Origin of the sequence: Aequorivita capsosiphonis DSM 23843, from assembly GCF_000429125.1 — a bacterium.
Lineage (GTDB): Bacteria > Bacteroidota > Bacteroidia > Flavobacteriales > Flavobacteriaceae > Aequorivita > Aequorivita capsosiphonis.
The window spans coordinates 258,612-281,468 of sequence record NZ_AUBG01000002.1; the positions used below are offsets into that span (position 1 = coordinate 258,612).

Sequence of the window (22,857 nt, forward strand, 5' to 3'; positions counted from 1 at the left end):
TATATGGATGGAAAAATTGTAGAGGTAAGTTTTGGAACTGCAAGAATTTATGATCAAATCATAGAGATAACAATAAATGAAGGTGTACACTTTCAAGCAGAAGATCTCCAAAAATTATTTGAACTTTTTGATACTTATTTTCCTAATAAAAAGTTTGCTTATCTCTCCAATCGTAAAAACGACTATTCTCTTGAACTAACTCCTAGTCTTTATAAATCCTCTTATCTAAATCTAACAGCCAACGCCGTTTTATGTTATAGTGATTTATCATTTCAAAACGCAAATTTTGAAAAGGAGTTTTATAAAAGCAAACCTTTTAAAATCTTTAGGGAACATCAAGAAGCCATGGATTGGCTGAAAATGCAATTGGAATGTAAAAGCGAAGACCTGTAAAGCTAGATAGGGCGGAAACTATAGGTCCTATTTCAGAATACTCTCTTTAAATTTATTTGCACTAAAAAATAGGGAAAAATACCTGCCTTGCTCCACCGCTATAGCTTTGGCGTACGCAATGACAGATATAAAAAAAGCAGGCCTATAAGCCGGGTTCTGTTACCGACCCCGATAGCTATCGGAACGGCACCTTATCATTTATCTAGACGTTCCGTTACCGAAACGCTCAATCTGCCTACCCTCCTGCATCGGGCGGGAACCCTCTCCCGTCCCGATAGCTATCGGGAATCGGGACACAGGTTTACGTGACATTTCACCGCATAGAGTTTACCTGGTTTCACTACAGCATTACCTGTACATACTTTCTGCTGCACTTGTCCTGAAACCCTCGCAAAGACGAGGATCTCGACGGCCGTTAGCCGCTATGCTTCCCTATGGTGCCCGGACTTTCCTCCCTCCCGATTCCCGATTCCCGATAGCTATCGGGACGGAACGGGACGACGATAAGGCGGCCTGCTGCGCAAAAGTACTCCAATGTTAATAAATATGGTAAAATACAATCACCTATTTTTTAAAAACCCGTTGTACATATCTATATTTGCTCCCAAGTCATTATAATATAATCTGGTCCTTGATAATTGACCATTGACTACTAAAAAAAATGGAACACTTCATTGTATCTGCCAGAAAATATCGCCCCGCCGTTTTTAAAGACGTAGTTGGGCAACAGGCCATTACCAATACTTTGGATAACGCCATTGCAAATAATCACCTAGCCCAAGCTTTACTTTTTACGGGACCGCGTGGAGTTGGTAAAACTACTTGTGCACGTATTCTCGCCAAGAAAATAAACCAAGACGGCACTGAAAAAGAGGATGAAGACTTCGCGTTTAATATTTTTGAATTGGATGCTGCATCCAATAACTCGGTAGATGATATCAGAAACTTGATTGACCAAGTTCGAATTCCTCCACAAGTAGGCAAGTACAAGGTTTATATTATTGATGAAGTTCATATGTTGTCCTCAGCAGCTTTTAACGCTTTTTTGAAGACTTTGGAAGAACCGCCAAAACACGCTATTTTCATATTAGCTACTACGGAAAAACACAAGATAATTCCAACCATACTTTCACGATGTCAGATTTTTGATTTTAGAAGAATTGGAGTTCGAGATATTAAAGATCATTTAGCCGAAGTTGCGAAAGCAGAAGGAATAGAAGCAGAAGATGACGCACTACATATTATCGCTCAAAAAGCGGATGGAGCCTTACGCGATGCACTTTCTATTTTTGATAGAGTAGTAAGTTTTGCCGGAAAAAACCTTACGCGAGAGGCAGTAACCGAAAATTTAAACGTATTAGATTACACGTGGTATTTCCAGATTACCGATTTACTTCTTGAAAACAATATTCCGCAAGTTTTGCTCACCTTTAATGATATTCTATCCAAAGGTTTTGACGGGCATCATTTTGTAATGGGCCTCGCCTCCCACTTCCGGGATTTGATGGTTTGCAGAAATCAAGAGACCATTGGCTTGTTGGAAGTAGGCGAACAAGTAAAAACAATGTATTTTGAACAGTCGCAAAAAACAAGCCCACAATTTCTCATTGAAGGCATTAACATTGCAAATAACTGCGACTTAAAATATAAAAACAGTCAAAATCAACGCCTCCTTGTTGAACTTTGCCTAATGCAACTTGCATCCTTGACTTTTCAGGGCGAAAAAAAAAACTCCAATAACAACGAACGTTTCGTAATACCTCCCTCCTATTTTAAGAGTGAAGAATATACTTCAGAGAAAATCACTTCTGCGGGAAGTATTGTGCCGAAACCGTTGAAAAAGGGAGAAAACGAAATTGAAGATGAAATTCAAGTTGAAGATGAAGTTGAAGATGAAGTTGAAAAAAGAAAACTTGAAGAGCCTTCTGAAGATATATCGAAAGAAGAATCCGTAGAGAAAACCAGCGATAAGCAACCAGAAAAAGTAATTGAACGTCCGCAGATCTTGGCGGAACGCAATGCCAAAAGGGTTTCTGCTCTTTCTTTAAAAAGTATTAAGAAAAAACACGAATTACAACAGGAAATGGTCGCAAACCAACCTGATGCCAAAAATCTACCTGTAGAAGATTTTTCTGAAGAAGAAATGCACGCAGCTTGGAAGGAATATACCAAAAATGTAGAAGTTGATGGAAAGTATAACCTACTTTCACATTTAACCATGGGGGTTCCAAAACTTGAAGGTTCTATTATTCACCTTGAATTTCCTAATCAGACGATAAAAACAGAAGTGGAACGTGCTAAATACGAACTCCTTACCTTTCTTCGCGATAAACTGCAAAATTATGATGTAGATTTAGATATTACCGTTAACGAAACTATCGAAAAACGTTACGCTTATACAACTCGTGAAAAATTCGAAAAAATGAAGGAAATGAATCCGCTAATTGAAAAACTTAGACAGGAATTTGATCTCGACATATAGGCTTCGCAAATTGGCTTACTTACACACTCCTGAGAACTTGAAACTTTAAACTTTGAACCAGAAACCTCAAACTATGTTAGGCTTAAAACTTCCCACAGATCCGCGTTGGGTGAATATTGTTGAAAAGAACATCGAAGATATTCTTACAGATCACGCTTGGTGTGAACAAAAGGCGGCCTCAACCGCAGTCTCGTTGATTGTGGGTTTTCCTGAATACACAGATCTTATTCAAGAAATGATTTCTTTGATAAAGGAAGAAATCAGTCATTTTAAAATGGTACACGACAGAATTTTAGAGCGCGGTTGGGTTTTGGGTCGGGACCGGAAAGATGAGTACGTTTTACAGATTGTACAATTCTTCCCAAAAGGCGGAAGTAGAACCACACAGCTAGTGCATAGATTATTATATGCAGCCTTGATTGAAGCCAGAAGCTGCGAGCGATTCCGTTTGCTGAGTGAAGAACTTGAAGACAAAGAATTAGCAGAGTTTTATAGAAAATTAATGGTAAGTGAAGCAAATCATTATACTATGTTTCTTAGCTTTGCGCGGCAATATGGCGACAGAAAAGAAGTAGATCAAAAATGGAATGACCTTCTTTCTTTTGAAGCCGATGTAATGAAAGACCTCAGTAAACACCAATCCATTCACGGATAATACATTTATAATTTTCACCCAATGAAACTCAAAAGAAGAAGGAAGCTAGTTAAATATCTTGATGTTCTGGACTATCCCATTCGGTTTAATCCATTTGTCTTTAGTAGGATGTTTCTTCTTTGGGCCTTACTTGGTTTGATTGGCGGCATAATATCAGGTACTTATTGGGTCGTGCTGATGTTTCTAACAGATGTTATAGGTGTCTATCAAGGTTGGCTAGTTATTCCAGTTATGGCTATTGCTGGTCTTTTGGCTGGTCTGATTATTTATTTTATCGGTGATCCAGGCGAAATGCAACTGATTGTAAACAACATTCGATTTAACAAAGGAAAATTAGACCCTAAGAACAATCCTTCCATGATACTTTCCTCCCTTATTTGTGTGGCATCAGGAGGAAGCCTGGGGCCAGAATCTCCTTTAGTACAAGTTACGGGCTCCACAGGAAGTTGGATGGGGAAACTTTTCAGATTAAAAGGAGAAGAATTACGTTCCTTGAGCATTGCCGGCATGGCCTCCGGTTTTACCGCTCTATTTGGTGCTCCGCTGGGCGGGAGCCTTTTCTCTTTGGAAATACTTCACCATAAACACGCAGTAGAATATTATCAAGCTATTATTCCTGCACTTGTTGCTAGCGGATTTAGTTATATTGTTTTCGCGATCATCGTACAGTTGGGATTAGCACCATTGTGGGACTTGCCGGCTTATGAAATGGCAAACTTCTTCGATTTTGGATGGGCTGTTCTATTCGCAGTTTTTGCGACTATAGTTGGTTGGGGGTTTATTTTTTGTACTAAATTCTTTAAAAAACTCTTCGAAAAACTAAAAACCCCCATTTATATCAAGACCATGATTGGCGGTATTTTATTGGGAGTTATTGCTTATTATATTCCTTTGACCCGGTATTTCAGCCATTTTGAGATTAATGAACTACTTCAAGAAAATGGCACCGTCCAATTCCTTGTTGGCGTATTGATTTTTAAAATTATAGCCATTGCAATTACCGTAACCTCAGGGTGGCGCGGAGGATTTATTATTCCCTTATTTTTCTGCGGTACAGCGCTTGGTCTACTTATTCACACTGTTTTTCCGTCCATTAGTCTTTCGTTGACTATTGTGAGCTGTATGGCGGCTATAAACGCTTGCGTAACGCGCACACCTATGAGTACAACTATTCTTTTAGCAACGCTTACGGGTTTCACTTACTTTATTCCTATACTTTTTGCAAGTTTAACGGGCTACTTCCTCGCACCGCGTATCCCTTTTATTGGAGCGCAAATGGAAAAAGAAGAATTAATTCAAGTGAAAAATAAATCTACGAAAGGAATTAAATAAATTTGCAGGTAGTTAACTGTTTATTCACTATTCATTAATCGCTAGAAATTATGAAGGGAATTCTCACTATTTGCCTGCTCGTCATTTCCAACTCTTTTATGACCCTCGCCTGGTATGGCCACCTAAAATTTGCTGAATGGAAATGGACCAGCAAACTTGGCTTGATTTCAATTATATTAATTAGCTGGGGCATTGCACTCTTTGAGTATATCTTCCAAGTTCCTGCCAACCGCATGGGCTATAATGGTAATGGCGGTCCGTTTTCGCTCTTGCAGTTAAAAGTGATACAGGAAGTAATCACACTTGTGGTCTTCGTAGGGTTTACGCTTCTAGTTTTTAAGACCGAAACATTTCGAATAAACCATATTATTTCTTTTGTTCTTTTAATAGGGGCAGTTTATTTTCTGTTTAAGAAATAAAATACTAAACGTAAACAAGTACGTTATTAACTAATTAGTTTTAAAGGAGATGAAAATTATATTTTTGTTATATTTAAAGAAACCAATATAATATAGACCATGTTTACAATAGAAGCGATTGAATTGGCACTTAGCAAAACTAAATCAGGAGCAGAATTTCCAAAATACATCAAGGAAATTAAAGGAATGGGTGTAACAGCTTTTGAAACTTGGGTTGAAGACGGTCACACAAATTATTTCGGCAAAAACGAATATCAAACAGAATCTACACCGAAATATGATACTTTAACAATAGCCACCAAGAGTGACAAAGTTAAATTCAGTCAATATTTGAAAATCCATCAAAAAGGGGAAACGGACTATTTTACATTTTGTAAACATTGTGCTGAAACAGGAATTGAAAAATGGATTGTTGATCTTGATAAAATGACTTGTACATATTATGACAAGTCTGAAAATGAAATATTAATTGAAAAAGTGCCAACTGTATAAAAACAACTAACCGCCAGCCTAGTAAGAAAAGTGGAGTTTCAACCTTAAGTCAATCATAGAACCATATCTCAAAATAGAATTAGAACAGGCTGTGAATCTCTCGATTCATACGGCTCTTGGTTTACAGGTGAATTAGTTCTACTCGATTAAACCAGTTTTTAGCCCACCATCCAATACTAGAACAGTTCAAATTATTAGTATTCAAGACGATTGATCAAGAATTACAATCGATTTATTTTCCGAAGAAACAGTAAGTTAGCTCTGTATGGCATAAGGAACATTATTTTATCAAACAAATATCTAAATAAAATACTCCTTTTATAATATAAGCATTCCCTATTAACAATGGTATAACCTTATCTTTGCCGTATTTCTAGGTATATTCCACATTACAATTTTCTATGATATTAAATGTCCAAATTACCAAAAGCGCATAAATTTCTTGACCTTTCTGACTATGGAAGACCTATAGCAAAAGTAATTGCGAACGCACTAAAGAATACTGCTTTCACTTCTATTCACGTTACTGTTAGTTTTATAATATCTGGCCTAATCGCTATTTACAGTATTATTCAAGGCTTTTATTGGGCCGCAGCATTCTTTTTAATTTTAAAATCTATACTAGACGCTGCAGATGGAGAGTTAGCTCGCGTAAAACAAAAACCATCCTACACCGGTCGGTATTTAGATTCGGTTGCAGACATTCTATTAAATGCTTTAATCTTTTTAGCGATTTGGTATATTACAGACACTTCTATTTGGATATGCCTTTTCGCTTTCTTAGGCCTGCAATTACAAGGCACGCTTTTCAATTACTACTATGTTATTCTTCGGAATAAATTTGATGGAGATACAACCAGTCGCATATTTGAAAACACAACTCCAAGCGCACTAATAGGAGAAAAGCAACAGCATGTAAACATACTTTTCGGTTTGTACAAACTATTTTATGGTTCTTTTGATAAAACAATTTATGCATTAGACAGTAAGGCCAATAAAGCCAATACAATACCAAATTGGTTGATGACAAGTGTTTCAACCTTTGGTTTAGGTTTTCAACTGCTCCTTATTGCAGTTATGCTTGTATTAGATTTAAAAAACTTTATTCTGCCTTTCTTTTTGATTTACACCCTTATGGTTTTTGTATTTATTGGGATTCGGAAGTGGTTTTATTGAAGAAGTCCGTTGGCTTTAGCTTTTCGTCCGTGTTATTTTACCTTCATTCACTATTGAAGACAAGTTCATTTATAATTACATTTTTTCAGGTTGAAAGAATGGGTTTAGAGTTATATTTGAAGGAAACAGAAACTTTATAGAAATTTGTAGCTTATAAGTAATTAAAGCGTAACATATTATAATCTTCAAAACACCAACAATAAAAAATGGCATTTAACATTGTATTAATTGAACCAGAAATCCCTACGAATACAGGAAATATCGGGAGATTAAGTTTAGCGTCTGGATCAACATTACACCTCGTAAAACCATTTGGTTTCGAACTAAGTGATAAGCGCGTAAAAAGAGCTGGATTGGATTATTGGCAGCATATTTCCCTTTTTATTTATGAGAACCTCGAGGACTTTTATTCAAAAAATAAAGGGAAACAGTTTGTATACCTTTCCAGTCATGGCACTCAAGATTACTGCGCTATCGATTACAAAGACGATATGTTTCTAGTTTTCGGAAAAGAATCAGTTGGTTTACCTAAAAGTATTGTGGCAGAAAATTTAAATTCAGTCTATACTATACCTCTTTTCAGTCCTCATATTCGAAGTTTAAACTTGGCAAATGCGGTTAGCATCGTGGTTTACGAAGGTATTCGAAATGTAAAGGCACAAAACAGCAAACTATAAATTTAAGCGAATCCCCTCTCCAATTGAATCACTTTTGCAGTTTACAATCGTAATTAAATTTTAAAAAACAATTATTAAATATGGGAGATTTTTTTCCAAATCAAAGATATACCAGTTCTGGGGAACCGGAACTTGGCGTTGGTATTGTTACAGAAGTGAGCAAAGGAAAGGTGCAAATGCATTTCCCAATTTCTGGCGAAACGCGACTCTATGCCACAGAAAGCGCTCCTTTGCGCCGAACTATATTTAAACCTGGAGATTCCATATTAGATAAGCAGGGACAATCCTTGCTGATTGAACAAGTAAAAATAGAAGACAATCTTTATGTGTATTACGGGAACGGCAGAAAGTTGCTTGAGGCAGAACTGGACGGAGGAACAATTACGCATGGTGTTGATGATAGACTTTTTACGGGTGATGTAGATACTCCTGAAATGTTTGCGTTACGTAGAGAAACGCTTTATCACGATTATAATAGAAGAATATCTCCGGTACATGGATTTGTTGGTGGAAAAATAGATTTAATTCCTCATCAACTCTATATTGCTCATGAAGTGAGCTCCCGATTTGCACCTCGTGTTTTATTGTCAGATCAGGTTGGTCTTGGAAAAACTATTGAAGCCTGCTTGATTCTACATCGGTTATTAGTGGCCGGACGTATATCAAGAGTGCTGATTCTTGTTCCAGAATCGCTCGTGCACCAATGGTTTGTAGAGGTTTTGCGAAAATTTAATTTGTGGTTTAATATTTTTGATGAAGAACGTTGCGCTGCTCTTGAAGACAGTGCCCCAGATGGAAACCCATTTCTCGATAATCAACTTATTATTTGTAGTACTGAGTTTTTGGCCGGTTCACAAAAACGAGCGCAACAAGCCATTTCTGCTACCTGGGATATGCTCGTTGTGGACGAAGCACATCATCTTGAATGGTCTGTTAACGAGGTAAGCCGTGAGTATCGTATTGTAGAATTATTAAGCCAAGTAGCCAAAGGATTATTACTTCTTACTGCTACCCCAGAACAATTGGGTGTAGAAAGTCATTTTGCACGTCTTCGATTACTCGACCCCAATCGATATAATAATTACACCGATTTTATAAGCGAATCTGAAGGAAACAAAGAGATTGCTACGCTTGTTGAAAAACTATCTTCAGATAAAGTATTAAGCTTGAAAGATAAAAAGCTTTTAGAAACTACTTTTTCAAAAGAAAGAATCGCAGCATTAAATTTTAAAGACGAAGCGTCAAGGCACAATCTTATTGAAGATTTGCTCGACCAACACGGTCCGGGTCGCGTTTTATTCAGAAATACTCGAATGGCAATGAGTGGTTTTCCCAAACGAATAGCTCATCTAGTCTCCCTGGAGATAAAAGAAAACCCTAGTCTTTGGAATGAACGCGTAACAAAGGAATTTTTCTGTGATATGGAAAGTACTTCAGATGAAAAAAGAGAACAAGAGTTTTCGTTTGATAAAGATCCTCGGGTGAGGTGGGTTTTAGAAAAAATGAAGGAATTATATCCTGCAAAAATACTTCTTATCTGCAGTTCCATAGAAAAAGTTTTAGCTTTAGAGTCTACAATAAGTAAACGTATTAAGCGGAAAGTAAGGGTTTTTCACGAAGATCTCTCGCTTGTACAGCGCGATAGAAATGCAGCTTGGTTTGCTGAACTTGATAGTGCTCAAATACTTCTCTGCTCAGAAATAGGAAGTGAAGGACGGAATTTTCAATTTGCCCATCATCTCATATTATTTGACGTGCCATTTCACCCCGAATTATTGGAGCAACGAATTGGCCGCCTTGACAGAATAGGACAGAAAAAAGACATACATATTCATATTCCATATCTTGAAGATAGCCCACAAAGCCAGCTGGTTAGATGGTTTCATGAAGGTTTGAATGCTTTTAATATAAACCTTGAAGGTGGGAATTTAATTTTTAAAAAATTTATTGAGCGATTGCTAAATATTTCCAAAATACCTTCAGTTGAAGAAGCAAATTCTGCGTTGGAAGTATTGATTGCTGAAACAGCAAACTTTCAAAAAGAACTTAAAAAAAATCTTGCCGAAGGACGTGATAGATTATTGGAAATGAATTCATTTCGACCTAAAATAGCAAAAAAACTTATTGCCAAAATTAAAGCTGAAGATAGAGATAGCGCGCTTGAAATATATTTAACAAAAGTCTTTCAGCAGTTTGACGTAGAGATGGAAGACATTGCGGCACGAACCTATTTACTACATCCCGCTTCCTTTAATTCTGAAGTGTTTCCCTCAATTCCCAGAGAAGGAATACAGGTTACATTCGATAGAAAACGAGCGATAAGTAGGGAAGATGTTAGTTTCCTAAGTTGGGATCATCCAATGACATCAGGAGCTATTGACATGGTGCTAAGCTCAACATTAGGCAACGCAAGCTTTGGAGTTATTCACGGAACCGGCACTCCTGCCCTGCTCCTTGAATTAATTTTTGTTCTGGAAACAGCAGGGAAAGAAAGTATAGATATAGACCGTTTCCTTCCAAATACACCATTAAGAGTTATAATTGATCACACAGGGAAAGATGTAACAAACTCCTATTCTGTAGAAATGCTCAACAAAAATTTAATCCCTGATAGAATCGACGTGCTTTTAGAAAATGAAGCCTTTGTAGATACCTTACTTCCGAATATGATTTCATCTGCAACAGAAATTGCAAAGAAATTGGGAGAAAAGGAATTAACGAAGGCTTTGCAACGTATGAACCTTAAATTGAATCACGAAATTGAAAGGCTTTCTGCATTGCAAAAAAAGAATAAACACATTAGAACAGAAGAAATTCAGATAGCCATTGACGAACGCGAAACATTATCTAGTTTAATAAAAAAAGCTCGAATACGCTTAGATGCCTTGCAACTTATTCGGAAAGAGTAAATCTTTACTGTATTTATAAATGAATCTGAACAATTATCAGCCTTTATCAATAAAGGCTAGCGACACTAAAAGTTTTAAAAACATACAAAAAATATTAAACCACCAAAACACAATGAAACAATTACTACTTTTTATTTCACTTGTTTTAACCACGTTTTCCATTCACAGTTAAACAACCAAAAAAGTACTATATCTTGGTAATAGTTATACAGCAGTCAATAATTTACCATTAATGGCAAATAATATGACCAGCAGTATCGGAGATGTTATATGCTCTTAGCAAAAACCATTGAACCTTTAGTGGCCAAAAAAGCGAAAAAATGGATCCCAAACCCGAATCTATTTCGTGATTTCATAAAAAATAATATCCGTAAATACTTGATTTTTAATATCTTTGAGAATGTTTAGCTTGAACAACATGCCCTAGCAGCATAAGTTTTTAGTTCATTTAAGAAACGATTATGAAGACATACAAAGTAAAAAGCGGCGACTCTCTTGGCTCAATTGCCTTTAAACAATTGGGAGCAACAGCAAAATGGCGCGAAATCGCAGCACTGAATAATATTGTAAACGCCAATACTATTAAAGTGGGCCAAGTATTACAATTGCCTATTGAAAGTGAGCCTGAAAACAGTACAGAAAGAGCAGATGTGATTATTATTGATGAAGATCCGCGCGTATATTATCAGTATCAAAACGACACCACCCGCAACTTTTTGGGTAAAAAGTTTAGAAAAGGAATTTATAGACTTGGGAGTCATTCCACAGAAAAATTTATACAAGAAAACCCAGCTCTGTTAGCAGCACTTAAAATCAGTAAGTCTGAAGTACAGGCCTTATTGGCTACTTCGGAGAATGAAGGGAATCTGGACGCCGTTAACACGTGGGACAACTGTTTTATGAGTTTTGGTATGTTTCAATGGACGCTTGGTTCAGGAACCGCTGAAGGGGAATTGCCAGCACTCATTAAACTAGTGAAGGAAAAATACCCAGATGCATTTGAGCAGTTTTGTGGTCAGTTTGACGTTGATGTTTCAGAAGATACAAATGGCACCTATGGTTATTTAATGTATAAGAACAAAAAAGTAAACACCGCTGATGCAAAACAATTTTTCCGAAGTAACATCGTAGCCTATCGTTTTGCCGCTGCCGGATTGGACGATCGAGTCTGTGCCATACAGGTATTACACGCCATCAATCGTTTCAATCTATTTTACTTCAAAAAAACCAGTAAACTCGGAGGTTATAACTTATTTGACCTCCTATCTTCGGAATATGCCGCGGCCTTGTTTTTGGACAATCATGTAAATAGACCTGGATATCTTTGGAATTGTGTGGCAAAAGCTATTGAAAGTACGGGGATTTCATTTGAACAACTTAAAAACGCCGGGGATAACGAAGAATTGATGGTTATCAATGCCTATCTCAAGATACGAGAAACCTATGGGGCCTCACCAATGACTGATGCTAAAAATAGAGCAGCCGTAACCAAACGTTATCTTGATGCAGGCAAAATTTCTGCTTCAAAAGGGAGTTTTAAATCTAACCGAAGCTTAAGATCTTCGTAATTATCAATTATTCAAAAATCATTAATTAACCTCCATCTCAGCAGCGACCTTCTCATTGTAAAGACTTTTAATAATCCCATCACTAAGTCCAATTTTTGGGACAAATACATTTTTGGATTTGCTCCATTTCATGGCTGAAAGATAAATTCGTGTGGCAGGAATTACAACATCGGCGCGATCAGGATTCATATCAAGCTCAGTGATACGTTCATCATATGAAAGTGATTTTATTTTTTTATAATAGGAAGAAAGGTATAAATAACTCAACGGCGCCCCTATTTTCTTCCCGCTCTTCTTAAAAATAGTATTGATGTTTCCTCCACTACCAATCATGGAAATTTTTTGAAAATCTTTTGTCTCTTTTTTGATCCATAGCTTCATCTCGTCCCATATACTATCTTCAACAAGGTTTTCCAAAAGACGAACCGTTCCGATTTTAAAACTTTTTGAAACAATGTTTTTACCATTGGCAAAAATGGTTAATTCCGTACTTCCTCCACCAACATCTACATATAGAAAAACCTTGTCATCTTCAATCAAGCTTTTTAAATCTGTGGAAGCAATAATTTCCGCCTCGTCCTCCCCATCTATTATATCTATAGAAATTCCACTTTCATTTTTAATATTTTCGGCTATCTGAATTCCGTTGGAAGCCTCTCGCATTGCAGAAGTGGCACAAGCCCTATAACGTTTTATTCCGTGGGTATTCATCAACAATCGGAAAGCGGTCATGGCTTCAACCATTCGCTTTGCATTGCATTCTGAAATTTTTCCATCCAGAAAGACTTCGGCTCCTAAACGAATTGGAACTCGAACCAGCGATGTTTTTTTAAAAATAGTATCTTTTCTTTCCTGCTCCACCACAGTTACAATTAACAAGCGGATAGCATTACTGCCAATATCTACGGCACCGTATTTTTCAATGTTCAACAAATCAGTTTACTTCAAGTTTATTTAAATAATAATTATACATTTTGAATTGGGAACGCACCGGTGGCTTACTATTTTTCCTGTAAGCATTATTCATTTTAATATCGAATACCCGTGCTTTAACGTTGTCACTCCAGCCTATTTCAAAATTCTCTAAAATTTCCTTTTTAATATCTTCATCATAAATGGGGCAGGTAATCTCCACTCTATTATCTAGGTTTCTTCCCATTAAATCTGCCGATGAAATATACACTTTGGTATTACCTGCATTTTCAAAAATAAACAGACGTGGATGTTCCAAATACTTACCAACTATGCTTATGGCTTCAATATTTTCACTCATTCCCTTAACTCCTGGAATGAGACAACAGATGCCGCGAACAATCATTTTTATCTTTACTCCCGCCCTACTCGCTTCATAAAGCTTATCGACCATCTTATAGTCCGAAAGGCTATTTAGCTTTAATTTAATACCACTAGGTAAGCCAGCTTTTTTATTTTTTATCTCGTTATCAATCAAGTGATATAAAGCATTTCTGGTGTAATGCGGCGAAACAATTAAATGACGATATTTTTTCACTTGGTAATTGACTTCAAAAAAGTCGAAAACTTTGTTTATCTCCTTACAAATTCTTTGATCTGCTGTAAACAGTGTGTAATCTGTATAAAGACGCGCTGTAGATTCATTGAAGTTTCCCGTACTTAAAATTCCGTAGCGAACCAGTTTACCGTTTTCGAGCCTTTCTATCAAGCAAGTTTTGCAGTGAACCTTTAATCCTTTTACACCAAAAATAAGCCGTACATCCTCGCTTTGAAGTAATTCGGCATATTTAATATTTGCTTCTTCATCAAAGCGGGCTTGAAGTTCAATTTGTACCGTTACATCTTTTCCGTTCTTCTTTGCGTTGATAAGCGAACTGGCGATATGCGAAACTTCAGCTAAACGATAGATGGTTATTTTAATGGACTTCACCTTTGGATCCAAGGCAGCTTCCCTTAAAAACTTAACCACATACATAAAGGTTTGATAGGGCGCGTGAAGTAAATAATCTTTTTCAACAATTTTCTCAAATAGACTCCCCTGAAGGCTCAAGCCAGGAATTGGCAAAGGTTCTTTAGACTCATATTGCAAATCTGGTCTTCCCAAACGGGGGAAATTCATATAATCACGTCTGTTGTGATAGCGACCACCAGGAATTAGGCTATCCGTTTTATCAATTTCCATTTTGTTTAACAAAAACTCCAGCGTTTTCTTATCAATACTCTTGTCATATACAAAACGAACTGGGTCTCCGGTACTTCTGTTTTTAACACTTTTGGATATTTTTTCAATAAAACTCCTACTTAAATCGCTGTCAATATCCAATTCTGCATCGCGGGTTATTTTTATCATATGCGCCGAAATACTTTCATATTTAAAAATACTGAAAATATTGTGCAAACAGTGACGAATAAGGTCATCGAGGATGATCACGTATTGTTTATCTCCTTCCTGTGGCAATACCACAAAACGATCTATAGTTCGTGGAATCTCTATAAGGGCGTAATTATTTTTTGCTTCAAATGTATCATCCTCTTTGCTCATCACCATGGTTATGGCAAGATAGGCAGCACTGTCACGCAAACTAGGAAATTCCTCTACTTCACCAATCATAATGGTCATCATCGCGGGACTCACATGACTAACAAAATATTCTGAAATAAATTTACTTTGCGTGGGTGTGATTTCAGTTTCGTCAATAATAAAGATGTTCTCCTTCCGAAGTTCCTTTTGGATATTACTCAATATTTTTAAACTATTTGCCTGCTGCTCTATTACGGTATGTGTTATTTCTTCCAAAAGATATTTGGCCGAAATACCCCCCAAAAAACTACGACCCGTTTTACGTGCCTCTACGATACGTTTAATCGTGGCATATCGCACTTTAAAGAATTCATCGAGGTTATTAGAAAAAATACCTAAAAATCGAAGTCTTTCAATTAAAGGGAGCTTTTTGTCATTCGCCTCTTGTAACACTCTAGCGTTAAACTGAAGCCAGCTTAATTCCCTATTGGTGTATTGATTTCGAACTGGAGTATGTGTGGCAACTTTTTCAGTCATTATCTAAGGTCTCTTGGGAAAATTGTTTTTACAGTTTTACCTGTCGTTATCGTACTCCATTTTTTTTCGTCAAACTGCAACATTACAAAGCCACAGGTTGGAACGTTCTCAATATATCGGTTTCCAAGCATATTTACAACAGAAGTGAGTGCGTGATTATGTCCGAAAATCATTACCGAATCTAAAGTATCATCTAATGATTTTATGATGCGCATCACATTCTGACCACTAAAATCGTAAAGATCGTGGTTCGTTTCAAAATTCGCGTCGCTAATATCAAGCGCTTCTTTAAAAAATTCGGCCGTAGCTAAGGTTCGTGTGGCATCGCTACTAATAATTTTTTGAGGAGGTTCAATTTCAATTTTCACTTTATTTGAAACCAATTTTCCGTCCCGCTTCCCTTTTTCTTTTAAAGGGCGTTTATGATCATCTACGTCTTCTTTCCAAGATGATTTTGCATGTCTTACTAAATAGATTGTTTTCATTTCTAAAAAAAATATTCTAGTTTCTTGTTTATAGTTTTAGGTTTTGGAGCTTCGGTACAATTTTATGAAACATCAATTTAGCAGTTTCATTATAAAGCTTCAGTCATAAAATCACTCAGCCACCATTGAATTCAACATTTTAATATAGAATCACTAATCGTTAATTTTACGGGGCTAACCTTTCAATAACCCAGTCATAATTTTTTAGAGTATAACGAATTCTATCGTGCAATCTGTTAGGTCTGCCTTGCCAGAATTCTATTGAAATGGGTTTTATCAAATACCCACCCCATTCTTTTGGTTTGGGCAATTCTTTCTTTTCATATTTTTTTTCCAAATCGGCCAGGTTCTTCTCCAGAACCTCACGTGATTCCACAACGCTACTTTGATGCGAAACAGCGCTTCCCAACTGACTTCCTTTTGGACGCGAATGAAAATAATTTGTAGAATCTGCTTCCGAAGTTTTCTCCGCAGTTCCTTTAATTATAACCTGTCGTTCCAAATTCGGCCAAAAGAACGAAAGTGAAACTTTATTGTTATTGGCTATAGATTTTCCTTTTTCACTATTGTAATTGGTATAAAAGTAGAAGCCGTATTCATCATATTTTTTAAGTAGTACTACGCGACCTTTCGGAAAACCATCCGTGCCAATCGTGTTTATCGTCATTGCGTTTACTTCATCTACACCATCACTATCTTTTACCTCATAAAACCACTTGCGAAATTGTTGCATGGGGTTTTCATCAATCGTTGTTTCAGAAAGTTCCCCTTTTTCGTATGATTTTCGGTAGTCGTGAAGCTTTTCACCCATAACTCAAGTTTTAATGCAAGTTAAGAGTTTTAAAGTTTCTTTGAAATACTCTTACATTAAATCTGTATTAAATTTATTGTATATCCGTTTTTTGATCATACGAGTAAAAAGTCTGCGAATATCTGCGATATCAGCGGGAAACAAAAATCTGAGAATGAGAAGGATATCCCGCAGATCACACCGATTAACGCAGAGTAAAAGGAAATATTTGCTCTTAGAGACTTCATATAAGAGCTGCTATAATTTCACAATTCAAATCTTTATAGTATTTTGCGGACAATCAAATAAATTTAATAAGGAAATCGAATACAAAATTTAAGTGAAGTTGAATTGAAATTTATTCCCGAAAATGATTAAAACGAAAACATCTTCCCATCTTCGGCCAACTCTACATTTTGAAAAATCTCCTGAGCTTCAGTTTTAAATTTCTCTAAATTACGGTAACGGCCTGAATAATGACCAAGAATCAAAGTACCTACATGGGCCTTTTTAGCAATAGTAGCGGCTTCTTTTGAAGTGCTGTGCTTGGTTTTATCGCAAAGATGGTAATGTTCTTCCAAGAAAGTAGATTCGTGGTATAAAACGCTTGCACCGTCAATCTGTGGCACCATTTCAGGATTATAAGCTGTGTCACTACAATAAGCATAGGACTTTGGCGGTGGTGGATCAAAAGTGATTTCCTTATTTGGAATTAACTTTCCATCTTTATTTTCAACATCAAAACCCTGTTTTATTTTATTGTAGTAGCTAAGGTCAACATTCGCTTTTCGAGCGGCCTCTACATCCAATTTTCTGTCATCCGATTTTTCCTTAAAAAGAAAACCATTGGTGTAAACTCTGTGTTTTAAAGGAATTGTTTCCACACTCAGTTTATCATCCTCAAAAATGATTTCAGAGGAAGTCGATTCCAATTCGTGAAAATACAAAGGGTAATTGGTGTAGGCTTTTCCGAGTTTTAAAAGAAGTAAAATAGCTTCTTTAATACCTTTGGGTCCATAAATATGAAGTTCTGCTTCCCTTCCTAATAGTAGAAAAGTGGAAATCAATCCAGGCAAGCCAAAGAAATGGTCGCCGTGCAAATGCGAAATAAAAATATGCTTGATTCTGGAGAACTTTACTTTATACCTTCGTAGCTGCATTTGCGTGCCCTCGCCACAATCAATCAAAAACAGATGTCCCTTCATCTCCAAAACCTGTGCTGTTGGGTGTGCCGAAGCTGTTGGAGTTGCAGAATGGCATCCTAAGATTGTAATATTCAAGATTTAAAATTTAAAATTATGAGAAAGCGGTAAATATTGAATTGTGAATTTTTTCAGAATCCAAGATCTCGTTCTATGTCTTCCATTTCAATGATATCTCCCGCTTCTTGAAGGGTGGGAACCACAAGCATTTCAAAAGGAATATCATCTACATCCATAGCATCGTTTACAATCACGAAAGAGTGTTTAGCTTTTCGGTGAAGCGTGGAGGTTTTAAGGAATTGCAAGAGTTCCGGCAGTTGCAAGGATTGATATTTTAAAAGATTCAAAACCACATTTTGACCTTTGTATTTTGACGGAACTTGCCTCTCTATAAATGCGGCAAAATCTGTAATATCGTCCTTTTCATCTTCAAGGACCACGAAGTTTTTATGATTCTCAATCTTCATTATGTTTTATTTTTGAAGCTAATAAATAGATTACCGCCATTCTAACTGCAACGCCGTTTTGAACTTGTTCCAAAATAATGGATTGTTTACTGTCCGCCACATCGCTAGTAATCTCCACACCACGGTTAATTGGTCCGGGATGCATAACTACAATTTCTTTATTTATCGAATCTAAGATTTTTTTATTTAACCCGAATTGCTGCGTATACTCTCGTGTAGTTGGGAAATAACTGATGTCCATGCGCTCATTTTGAACACGCAGCATATTCGCCACATCACACCATTCCAAAGCTTTACGAAGATTCGTTTCAAAAGCAACGTCTAGTTTTTCTATATATTTAGGAATAAGTGTTTTAGGTCCACATACTTTAACCGTAGCTCCAAGTTTTTGAAGCGCGAAAATATTTGATAAAGCTACTCTTGAATGTAAGATATCACCAATGATAACTACTTTTTTCCCAGCTACATCTCCCAGTTTTTCACGGATGGAATAGGTGTCTAGTAACGCTTGAGTTGGGTGTTCGTGAGCGCCATCGCCAGCATTAATAATACTTGCCTTCACATGTTTTGAAAGAAACACGCCCGCTCCTGGATTTGGATGCCGCATCACTACCATATCCACTTTCATGGAAAGGATGTTGTTTACAGTATCTATTAAGGTCTCTCCTTTAGTTACTGAAGAACTTGAAGACGCAAAATTTATAACATCTGCTGAAAGTCTTTTTTCTGCAAGTTCAAAGGAAAGTTTAGTTCGGGTACTGTTTTCGAAAAAGAGATTGGCAATTGTAATATCGCGAAGGGAAGGAACTTTTTTAATGGGCCTATTAATAACCTCCTTAAAATGATCTGCAGTTTCGAAGATGAGTTGAATATCAGCCTCGGTGATGTACTTTATTCCAAGTAAGTGGTTTACACTTAGTTCCATTGTAGGGTATCAGGTTTCAGGTTCAAGGGTCAAGTTGCAGGTTATAGAAATTGATGTAAAATTTCAATTTAGTTAATCTTATAGCCCTAAAGAGGGAAATAAACAAATTGAGATTAATTATTATACAACCTTTTAAACTTGGTTTTCGATTTCGTTTTCGATTTCGAATGATTTTAATTATTAATTAAATACACAGCATCCTCTCCATCATTTTCTTTCCAGCAGACTTTTACTTTTTCCCCGTTTATGGCATCTACTTGCCTTCCTCTATAATCTGGTTGGATTGGTAAATGACGACTAAAGCGTCGGTCTATTAAGGTGAGTAATTCAATTTCCAAAGGCCTCCCGAAGGATTGAACCGCAGTTAATGCAGAGCGAATACTTCTTCCGGTAAAAAGAACGTCGTCAATAAAGACAACATTTTTATCTTCAACTATAAAATTTATATTGGTTTTGTTGGCTTCCAAAGGTTTTAGACCTCTTCGGAAATCGTCCCGAAAAAAGGTGATGTCCAAATAACCAAGTTTTATGCTCTTGATTTTGTATTCGTTTTCCAGTAGGGTTTTGAGTCTTTCAGCTAGAAAGATTCCCCGGGGCTGGATTCCGATAAGAACGGTTTTGGAAAAATCGTCGTGTTTTTCGATCAATTGGCAAGCCAAGCGGTTAAGCGCAATGTTTATCTCGGTTGCGTTCAGTAACACTTTTTGGCTCATAGGAAAGTCTGAATTGGATTCAGAGAGCAAAAGTACAAATTTTTTAGGATTGAAAAGTGAAGATTTTGAAATTGATGCGAAAAGGTTAATATACAGAGTTTCACAAAGAAAAAAGCCTTCCTCCCGATAGATATCGGGACGGGAAGGCTTTTCATTATTTATAAATGGGGTCAGCTATTATTTACCGTCCATTTTGTCTTTAAGCGCTTGTAGCGCAGAGTTAGCGTCTCCTAAAGTAGTTTTAGACTCTTCAGCTGCTGTTGCCTGTTTTTTGGCTGCTTGCTTCACAATCTTCGCTTCTTCTTCTTTATGGATTGCCATATGTGAAGCTACCACTTTCTTGAATTCTTTGTTGAATTCAATTATTTGGAATTCTGCTTCCTCTCCTTTACCTAACATAGAACCATCTTCTTTTTCAAGGTGACGGCCTGGAACGAAGGCTACTATATCATCGTTGAATTTAATAGTTGCTCCTTTGTCCACTACTTCATCAATAGTTGCAGTGTGCTTAGTTCCAACAGCAAATTCATCTTCGTATTTATCCCAAGGATTTTCCTCCGTTTGTTTATGACCTAAACTAAGTTTACGGCCTTCAACATCCAATTCCAATACAACCACTTCAAGTGTGTCACCAATGTTGGTGAATTCACTTGGGTGCTTAATTTTCTTGGTCCAAGAAAGATCACTGATGTAGATAAGGCCATCAATACCTTCTTCAAGTTCAACAAAAACACCAAAATTAGTAAAGTTGCGAACAATACCTTTATGGCGTGAACCAACTGGGTATTTAGTAGTAATATCAGTCCATGGGTCTGGCGTCATTTGTTTGATACCAAGGCTCATTTTGCGTTCTTCCTTATCCATTGTAAGGATGATCGCTTCCACCTCGTCACCAACATTTACGAAATCCTGTGCGCTACGCAAGTGCGTGCTCCAAGACATTTCGCTAACGTGAATAAGACCTTCAACACCTTCAGCAACCTCGATAAACGCACCGTAGTCTGCAATAACAACTACTTTACCTTTAACTTTATCACCAACTTTCAACTCTTCTCCAAGAGCTTCCCATGGGTGTGGGTTCAATTGCTTAAGACCTAATTGGATACGTGTTTTATCTTCATCGAAATCAAGAATTACAACATTCAATTTCTGATCAAGTTCAACGATCTCATTTGGATGGTTGATACGTGACCAAGAAAGGTCTGTAATGTGAACAAGTCCATCAACACCACCAAGATCAACAAATACTCCGTATGAAGTGATGTTTTTAACAACACCTTCAAGTACCTGTCCTTTTTCAAGCTGCCCGATGATTTCTTTTTTCTGCTCTTCAATATCCGCTTCAATAAGCGCTTTGTGAGAAACAACAACGTTTTTGAACTCGTGATTGATTTTAACCACTTTGAATTCCATTGTTTTACCAACGTAAACGTCGTAATCACGGATTGGTTTAACGTCAATTTGCGAACCTGGCAAGAAAGCTTCGATACCGAAAACATCTACGATCATACCACCTTTTGTGCGGCATTTTACGTAACCGTTTACGATTGTAGCTTCATCGTGAGCCGCATTTACGCGATCCCAAGCCTTAATGGTTCTAGCTTTACGATGGCTAAGAATAAGTTGACCTGTGCTGTCCTCACGAACATCGATCAATACTTCTACTGTGTCACCAACTTTTAAATCTGGGTTGTAACGAAATTCGTTCAAAGAAACAACTCCTTCACTTTTAGCGTTGATGTCAATGATTGCATCACGATCTGTAATGAAAATCACTTTTCCATCTACAACTTCGTCATCAAGTGTGTCAACGAAATTTTCAGCTACCAGTTTTTCGAATTCTTCTAACTTACCATCGTCGATAGGATCAATTCCTTCTTCATAGTTGTGCCAGTTGAAATCTTCTAGGAACTTTTCAGGGTTACTTTCTTTCAAAGAAACTTCTCTTTTAGGCTTTGTAGTTTCTTCAGTTGTGTTTTCTTCAGTTGTCATTTCTGCAACTGCAGTTTCTTCTTGTTTTTTTGCAGCTTTTTCTTCAGCTACTTCTTTTGCTTTATCAGCCATTTGTTTAATATTGTTTGAAATTTAAGTTTTCCGCCTTCGCGGAAAAGAAAAAAATCTCAAATCGTTTGTATTCTGCTTTGTTACAAGATTATAATGCGACTATCCCACAGAAGGGTTTGTTTTTGTTTTATTTAAATTCCTTTCAATCTTGACTCGTCGCTAAAAGGGCTTCGTCCTCTGGAGCATATTTGCCCAAGAGGAGTGCAAAAGTACTATATCTCATTTGATTTTCAAAACTTTAAAGCCATTGTTGATTAAAGTTTTCTTAAAAACATGTTCCCTGTACGTCAAGCCTTTAACTTTATCTGCTTATAACCTAAAAAACAATCATCAATGAAATTGTTACTGGCATTCTTTATTTCTGCAATCGCACTTAATACGTGTGAGAATGATTCCACTGAAAAATTAGCAGGAACAATCTTTTTTGTGAACAGCTCAAGAGCAGATTGTACCGGCGTTGGGCCGATGAAGTGTTTTCAAACCCAAGAGTCTGATACGCTAGACCCAGAAGGGTGGCAGCTTTTCTATGCCGGCATTGAAGGATTTAGCTACCAACCCGGATACATTTATAAGCTTTTAATTAAAAAAGAAAAGTTAGATCCTGCAACTGTTCCGGCGGATGCTTCTTCGATAAAATATACTTTGGTTAAGGTGTTGGAAAAAAATAAAGACAAGAAATTTCTTTTAGACGACATTTGGAAGGTAACATCAATTCAAGGTGAAAAAATTGAAATTCCGGAAACTACAAATCCAAATCAAGATAACGACCTCGTACTGGCGATTGATTTACTTGAAATGAAAACCCTAGGATACAATGGCTGTAACAACTTTCACGGTACTATTGAAACCTCAGATAATAACTCCGTCACCTTTAAAATAACGGGTGCAACAAAGATGATGTGTCCTAATATGGAGTTGCCGTCAAATTATAAGTCTGCACTTGAAAAGGCAAAAACCTATAAAATGGAGGATTTACAATTATACTTTTACGATGCTGAAGGAAATGAAGTCTTGAAATTTCAAAAAGCGGATTAAATTCTAAGCCTTCTTACAACGCAGAAAAGGGTTAACTATTTA

20 protein-coding genes and 1 other RNA gene are annotated in these 22,857 nt (G+C 36.8%); 11 read left to right on the forward strand and 10 right to left on the reverse strand.

Translation table 11 applies throughout. From position 1 onward, the window contains the following. Nucleotides 1-3 precede the first annotated feature (3 nt). Nucleotides 4-393 (forward strand): hypothetical protein, encoded by a 390-nt coding sequence (locus G440_RS0103550; RefSeq protein WP_026450036.1) that lies wholly within the window; start codon nucleotides 4-6, stop codon nucleotides 391-393. A gap of 129 nt (nucleotides 394-522) precedes the next feature. On the opposite strand, the gene rnpB is transcribed toward G440_RS0103550, so the two are convergent. Beyond that, nucleotides 523-913: RNase P RNA component class A (gene rnpB / locus G440_RS20575), an RNA gene on the reverse strand. A gap of 141 nt (nucleotides 914-1,054) precedes the next feature. Between rnpB and G440_RS0103555 the strand changes: the two genes are divergently transcribed. The 9 genes from G440_RS0103555 (at nucleotide 1,055) to G440_RS19420 (ending at nucleotide 12,103) form a co-directional block, all read left to right on the forward strand. After that, on the forward strand, nucleotides 1,055-2,875 hold the full coding sequence (locus G440_RS0103555) for a DNA polymerase III subunit gamma/tau (RefSeq protein ID WP_026450037.1): 1,821 nt from the start codon (nucleotides 1,055-1,057) through the stop codon (nucleotides 2,873-2,875). A 73-nt stretch (nucleotides 2,876-2,948) separates the two neighbouring features. Further along, entirely contained in the window at nucleotides 2,949-3,530 is a 582-nt protein-coding gene (locus G440_RS0103560; RefSeq protein ID WP_026450038.1) for a MiaE family protein, read from the forward strand. 21 nt (nucleotides 3,531-3,551) lie between these two features. Beyond that, entirely contained in the window at nucleotides 3,552-4,862 is a 1,311-nt protein-coding gene (locus G440_RS0103565; protein ID WP_026450039.1) for a chloride channel protein, read from the forward strand. Between the two features lie 50 nt (nucleotides 4,863-4,912). After that, nucleotides 4,913-5,281: a DMT family protein gene (locus tag G440_RS0103570; protein WP_026450040.1), complete on the forward strand. Its 369-nt coding sequence runs from the start codon at nucleotides 4,913-4,915 to the stop codon at nucleotides 5,279-5,281. Nucleotides 5,282-5,380: 99 nt separating this feature from the next. Beyond that, nucleotides 5,381-5,773 carry a DUF1398 domain-containing protein gene (locus G440_RS0103575; RefSeq protein WP_026450041.1) on the forward strand — a complete coding sequence of 131 codons (393 nt, stop codon included), beginning with the start codon at nucleotides 5,381-5,383 and terminating at the stop codon, nucleotides 5,771-5,773. 411 nt (nucleotides 5,774-6,184) lie between these two features. Next, entirely contained in the window at nucleotides 6,185-6,949 is a 765-nt protein-coding gene (locus G440_RS0103580) for a CDP-alcohol phosphatidyltransferase family protein (RefSeq protein WP_026450042.1), read from the forward strand. 206 nt (nucleotides 6,950-7,155) lie between these two features. Next, the gene (locus G440_RS0103585) at nucleotides 7,156-7,626 is read left to right on the forward strand and encodes a tRNA (cytidine(34)-2'-O)-methyltransferase (protein WP_026450043.1); all 471 of its coding nucleotides are present in this window, start codon (nucleotides 7,156-7,158) and stop codon (nucleotides 7,624-7,626) included. Between the two features lie 80 nt (nucleotides 7,627-7,706). Beyond that, entirely contained in the window at nucleotides 7,707-10,535 is a 2,829-nt protein-coding gene (rapA, locus tag G440_RS0103590; protein ID WP_026450044.1) for an RNA polymerase-associated protein RapA, read from the forward strand. A 461-nt stretch (nucleotides 10,536-10,996) separates the two neighbouring features. Beyond that, nucleotides 10,997-12,103, forward strand: coding sequence for a LysM peptidoglycan-binding domain-containing protein (locus G440_RS19420; RefSeq protein ID WP_034258920.1), 1,107 nt, complete (start codon nucleotides 10,997-10,999; stop codon nucleotides 12,101-12,103). A gap of 21 nt (nucleotides 12,104-12,124) precedes the next feature. On the opposite strand, the gene G440_RS0103605 is transcribed toward G440_RS19420, so the two are convergent. The 9 genes from G440_RS0103605 to rpsA form a co-directional block, all read right to left on the reverse strand. Further along, nucleotides 12,125-13,036, reverse strand: a complete 912-nt coding sequence (locus tag G440_RS0103605) for a Ppx/GppA phosphatase family protein (protein ID WP_026450045.1) — start codon at nucleotides 13,034-13,036, stop codon at nucleotides 12,125-12,127. 1 nt (nucleotide 13,037) lies between these two features. Next, entirely contained in the window at nucleotides 13,038-15,134 is a 2,097-nt protein-coding gene (gene ppk1, locus G440_RS0103610; RefSeq protein ID WP_026450046.1) for a polyphosphate kinase 1, read from the reverse strand. Beyond that, nucleotides 15,134-15,619: a SixA phosphatase family protein gene (locus tag G440_RS0103615; protein ID WP_026450047.1), complete on the reverse strand. Its 486-nt coding sequence runs from the start codon at nucleotides 15,617-15,619 to the stop codon at nucleotides 15,134-15,136. The genes ppk1 and G440_RS0103615 overlap by 1 nt, the downstream gene beginning before the upstream one ends. Before the next feature lie 166 nt (nucleotides 15,620-15,785). After that, nucleotides 15,786-16,430 (reverse strand): pyridoxamine 5'-phosphate oxidase, encoded by a 645-nt coding sequence (pdxH, locus tag G440_RS0103620; RefSeq protein WP_026450048.1) that lies wholly within the window; start codon nucleotides 16,428-16,430, stop codon nucleotides 15,786-15,788. A 353-nt stretch (nucleotides 16,431-16,783) separates the two neighbouring features. Beyond that, nucleotides 16,784-17,689, reverse strand: a complete 906-nt coding sequence (locus G440_RS0103625; RefSeq protein WP_026450049.1) for a ribonuclease Z — start codon at nucleotides 17,687-17,689, stop codon at nucleotides 16,784-16,786. A 53-nt stretch (nucleotides 17,690-17,742) separates the two neighbouring features. Next, the gene (locus G440_RS0103630) at nucleotides 17,743-18,078 is read right to left on the reverse strand and encodes a hypothetical protein (protein WP_026450050.1); all 336 of its coding nucleotides are present in this window, start codon (nucleotides 18,076-18,078) and stop codon (nucleotides 17,743-17,745) included. Further along, nucleotides 18,068-19,003, reverse strand: coding sequence for an aspartate carbamoyltransferase catalytic subunit (locus G440_RS0103635; protein ID WP_026450051.1), 936 nt, complete (start codon nucleotides 19,001-19,003; stop codon nucleotides 18,068-18,070). Before G440_RS0103635 ends, G440_RS0103630 begins: the two co-directional genes overlap by 11 nt. Before the next feature lie 173 nt (nucleotides 19,004-19,176). Beyond that, complete coding sequence (gene pyrR / locus G440_RS0103640) at nucleotides 19,177-19,716, reverse strand: bifunctional pyr operon transcriptional regulator/uracil phosphoribosyltransferase PyrR (protein WP_026450052.1); 540 nt, start codon at nucleotides 19,714-19,716, stop codon at nucleotides 19,177-19,179. A gap of 177 nt (nucleotides 19,717-19,893) precedes the next feature. Next, entirely contained in the window at nucleotides 19,894-21,780 is a 1,887-nt protein-coding gene (rpsA, locus tag G440_RS0103645; RefSeq protein ID WP_026450053.1) for a 30S ribosomal protein S1, read from the reverse strand. Between the two features lie 333 nt (nucleotides 21,781-22,113). On the opposite strand from rpsA, the gene G440_RS21165 reads away from it, so the two are divergent. After that, nucleotides 22,114-22,815, forward strand: a complete 702-nt coding sequence (locus G440_RS21165; protein WP_051285130.1) for a DUF4377 domain-containing protein — start codon at nucleotides 22,114-22,116, stop codon at nucleotides 22,813-22,815. The last annotated feature ends 42 nt before the right edge of the window (nucleotides 22,816-22,857 follow it).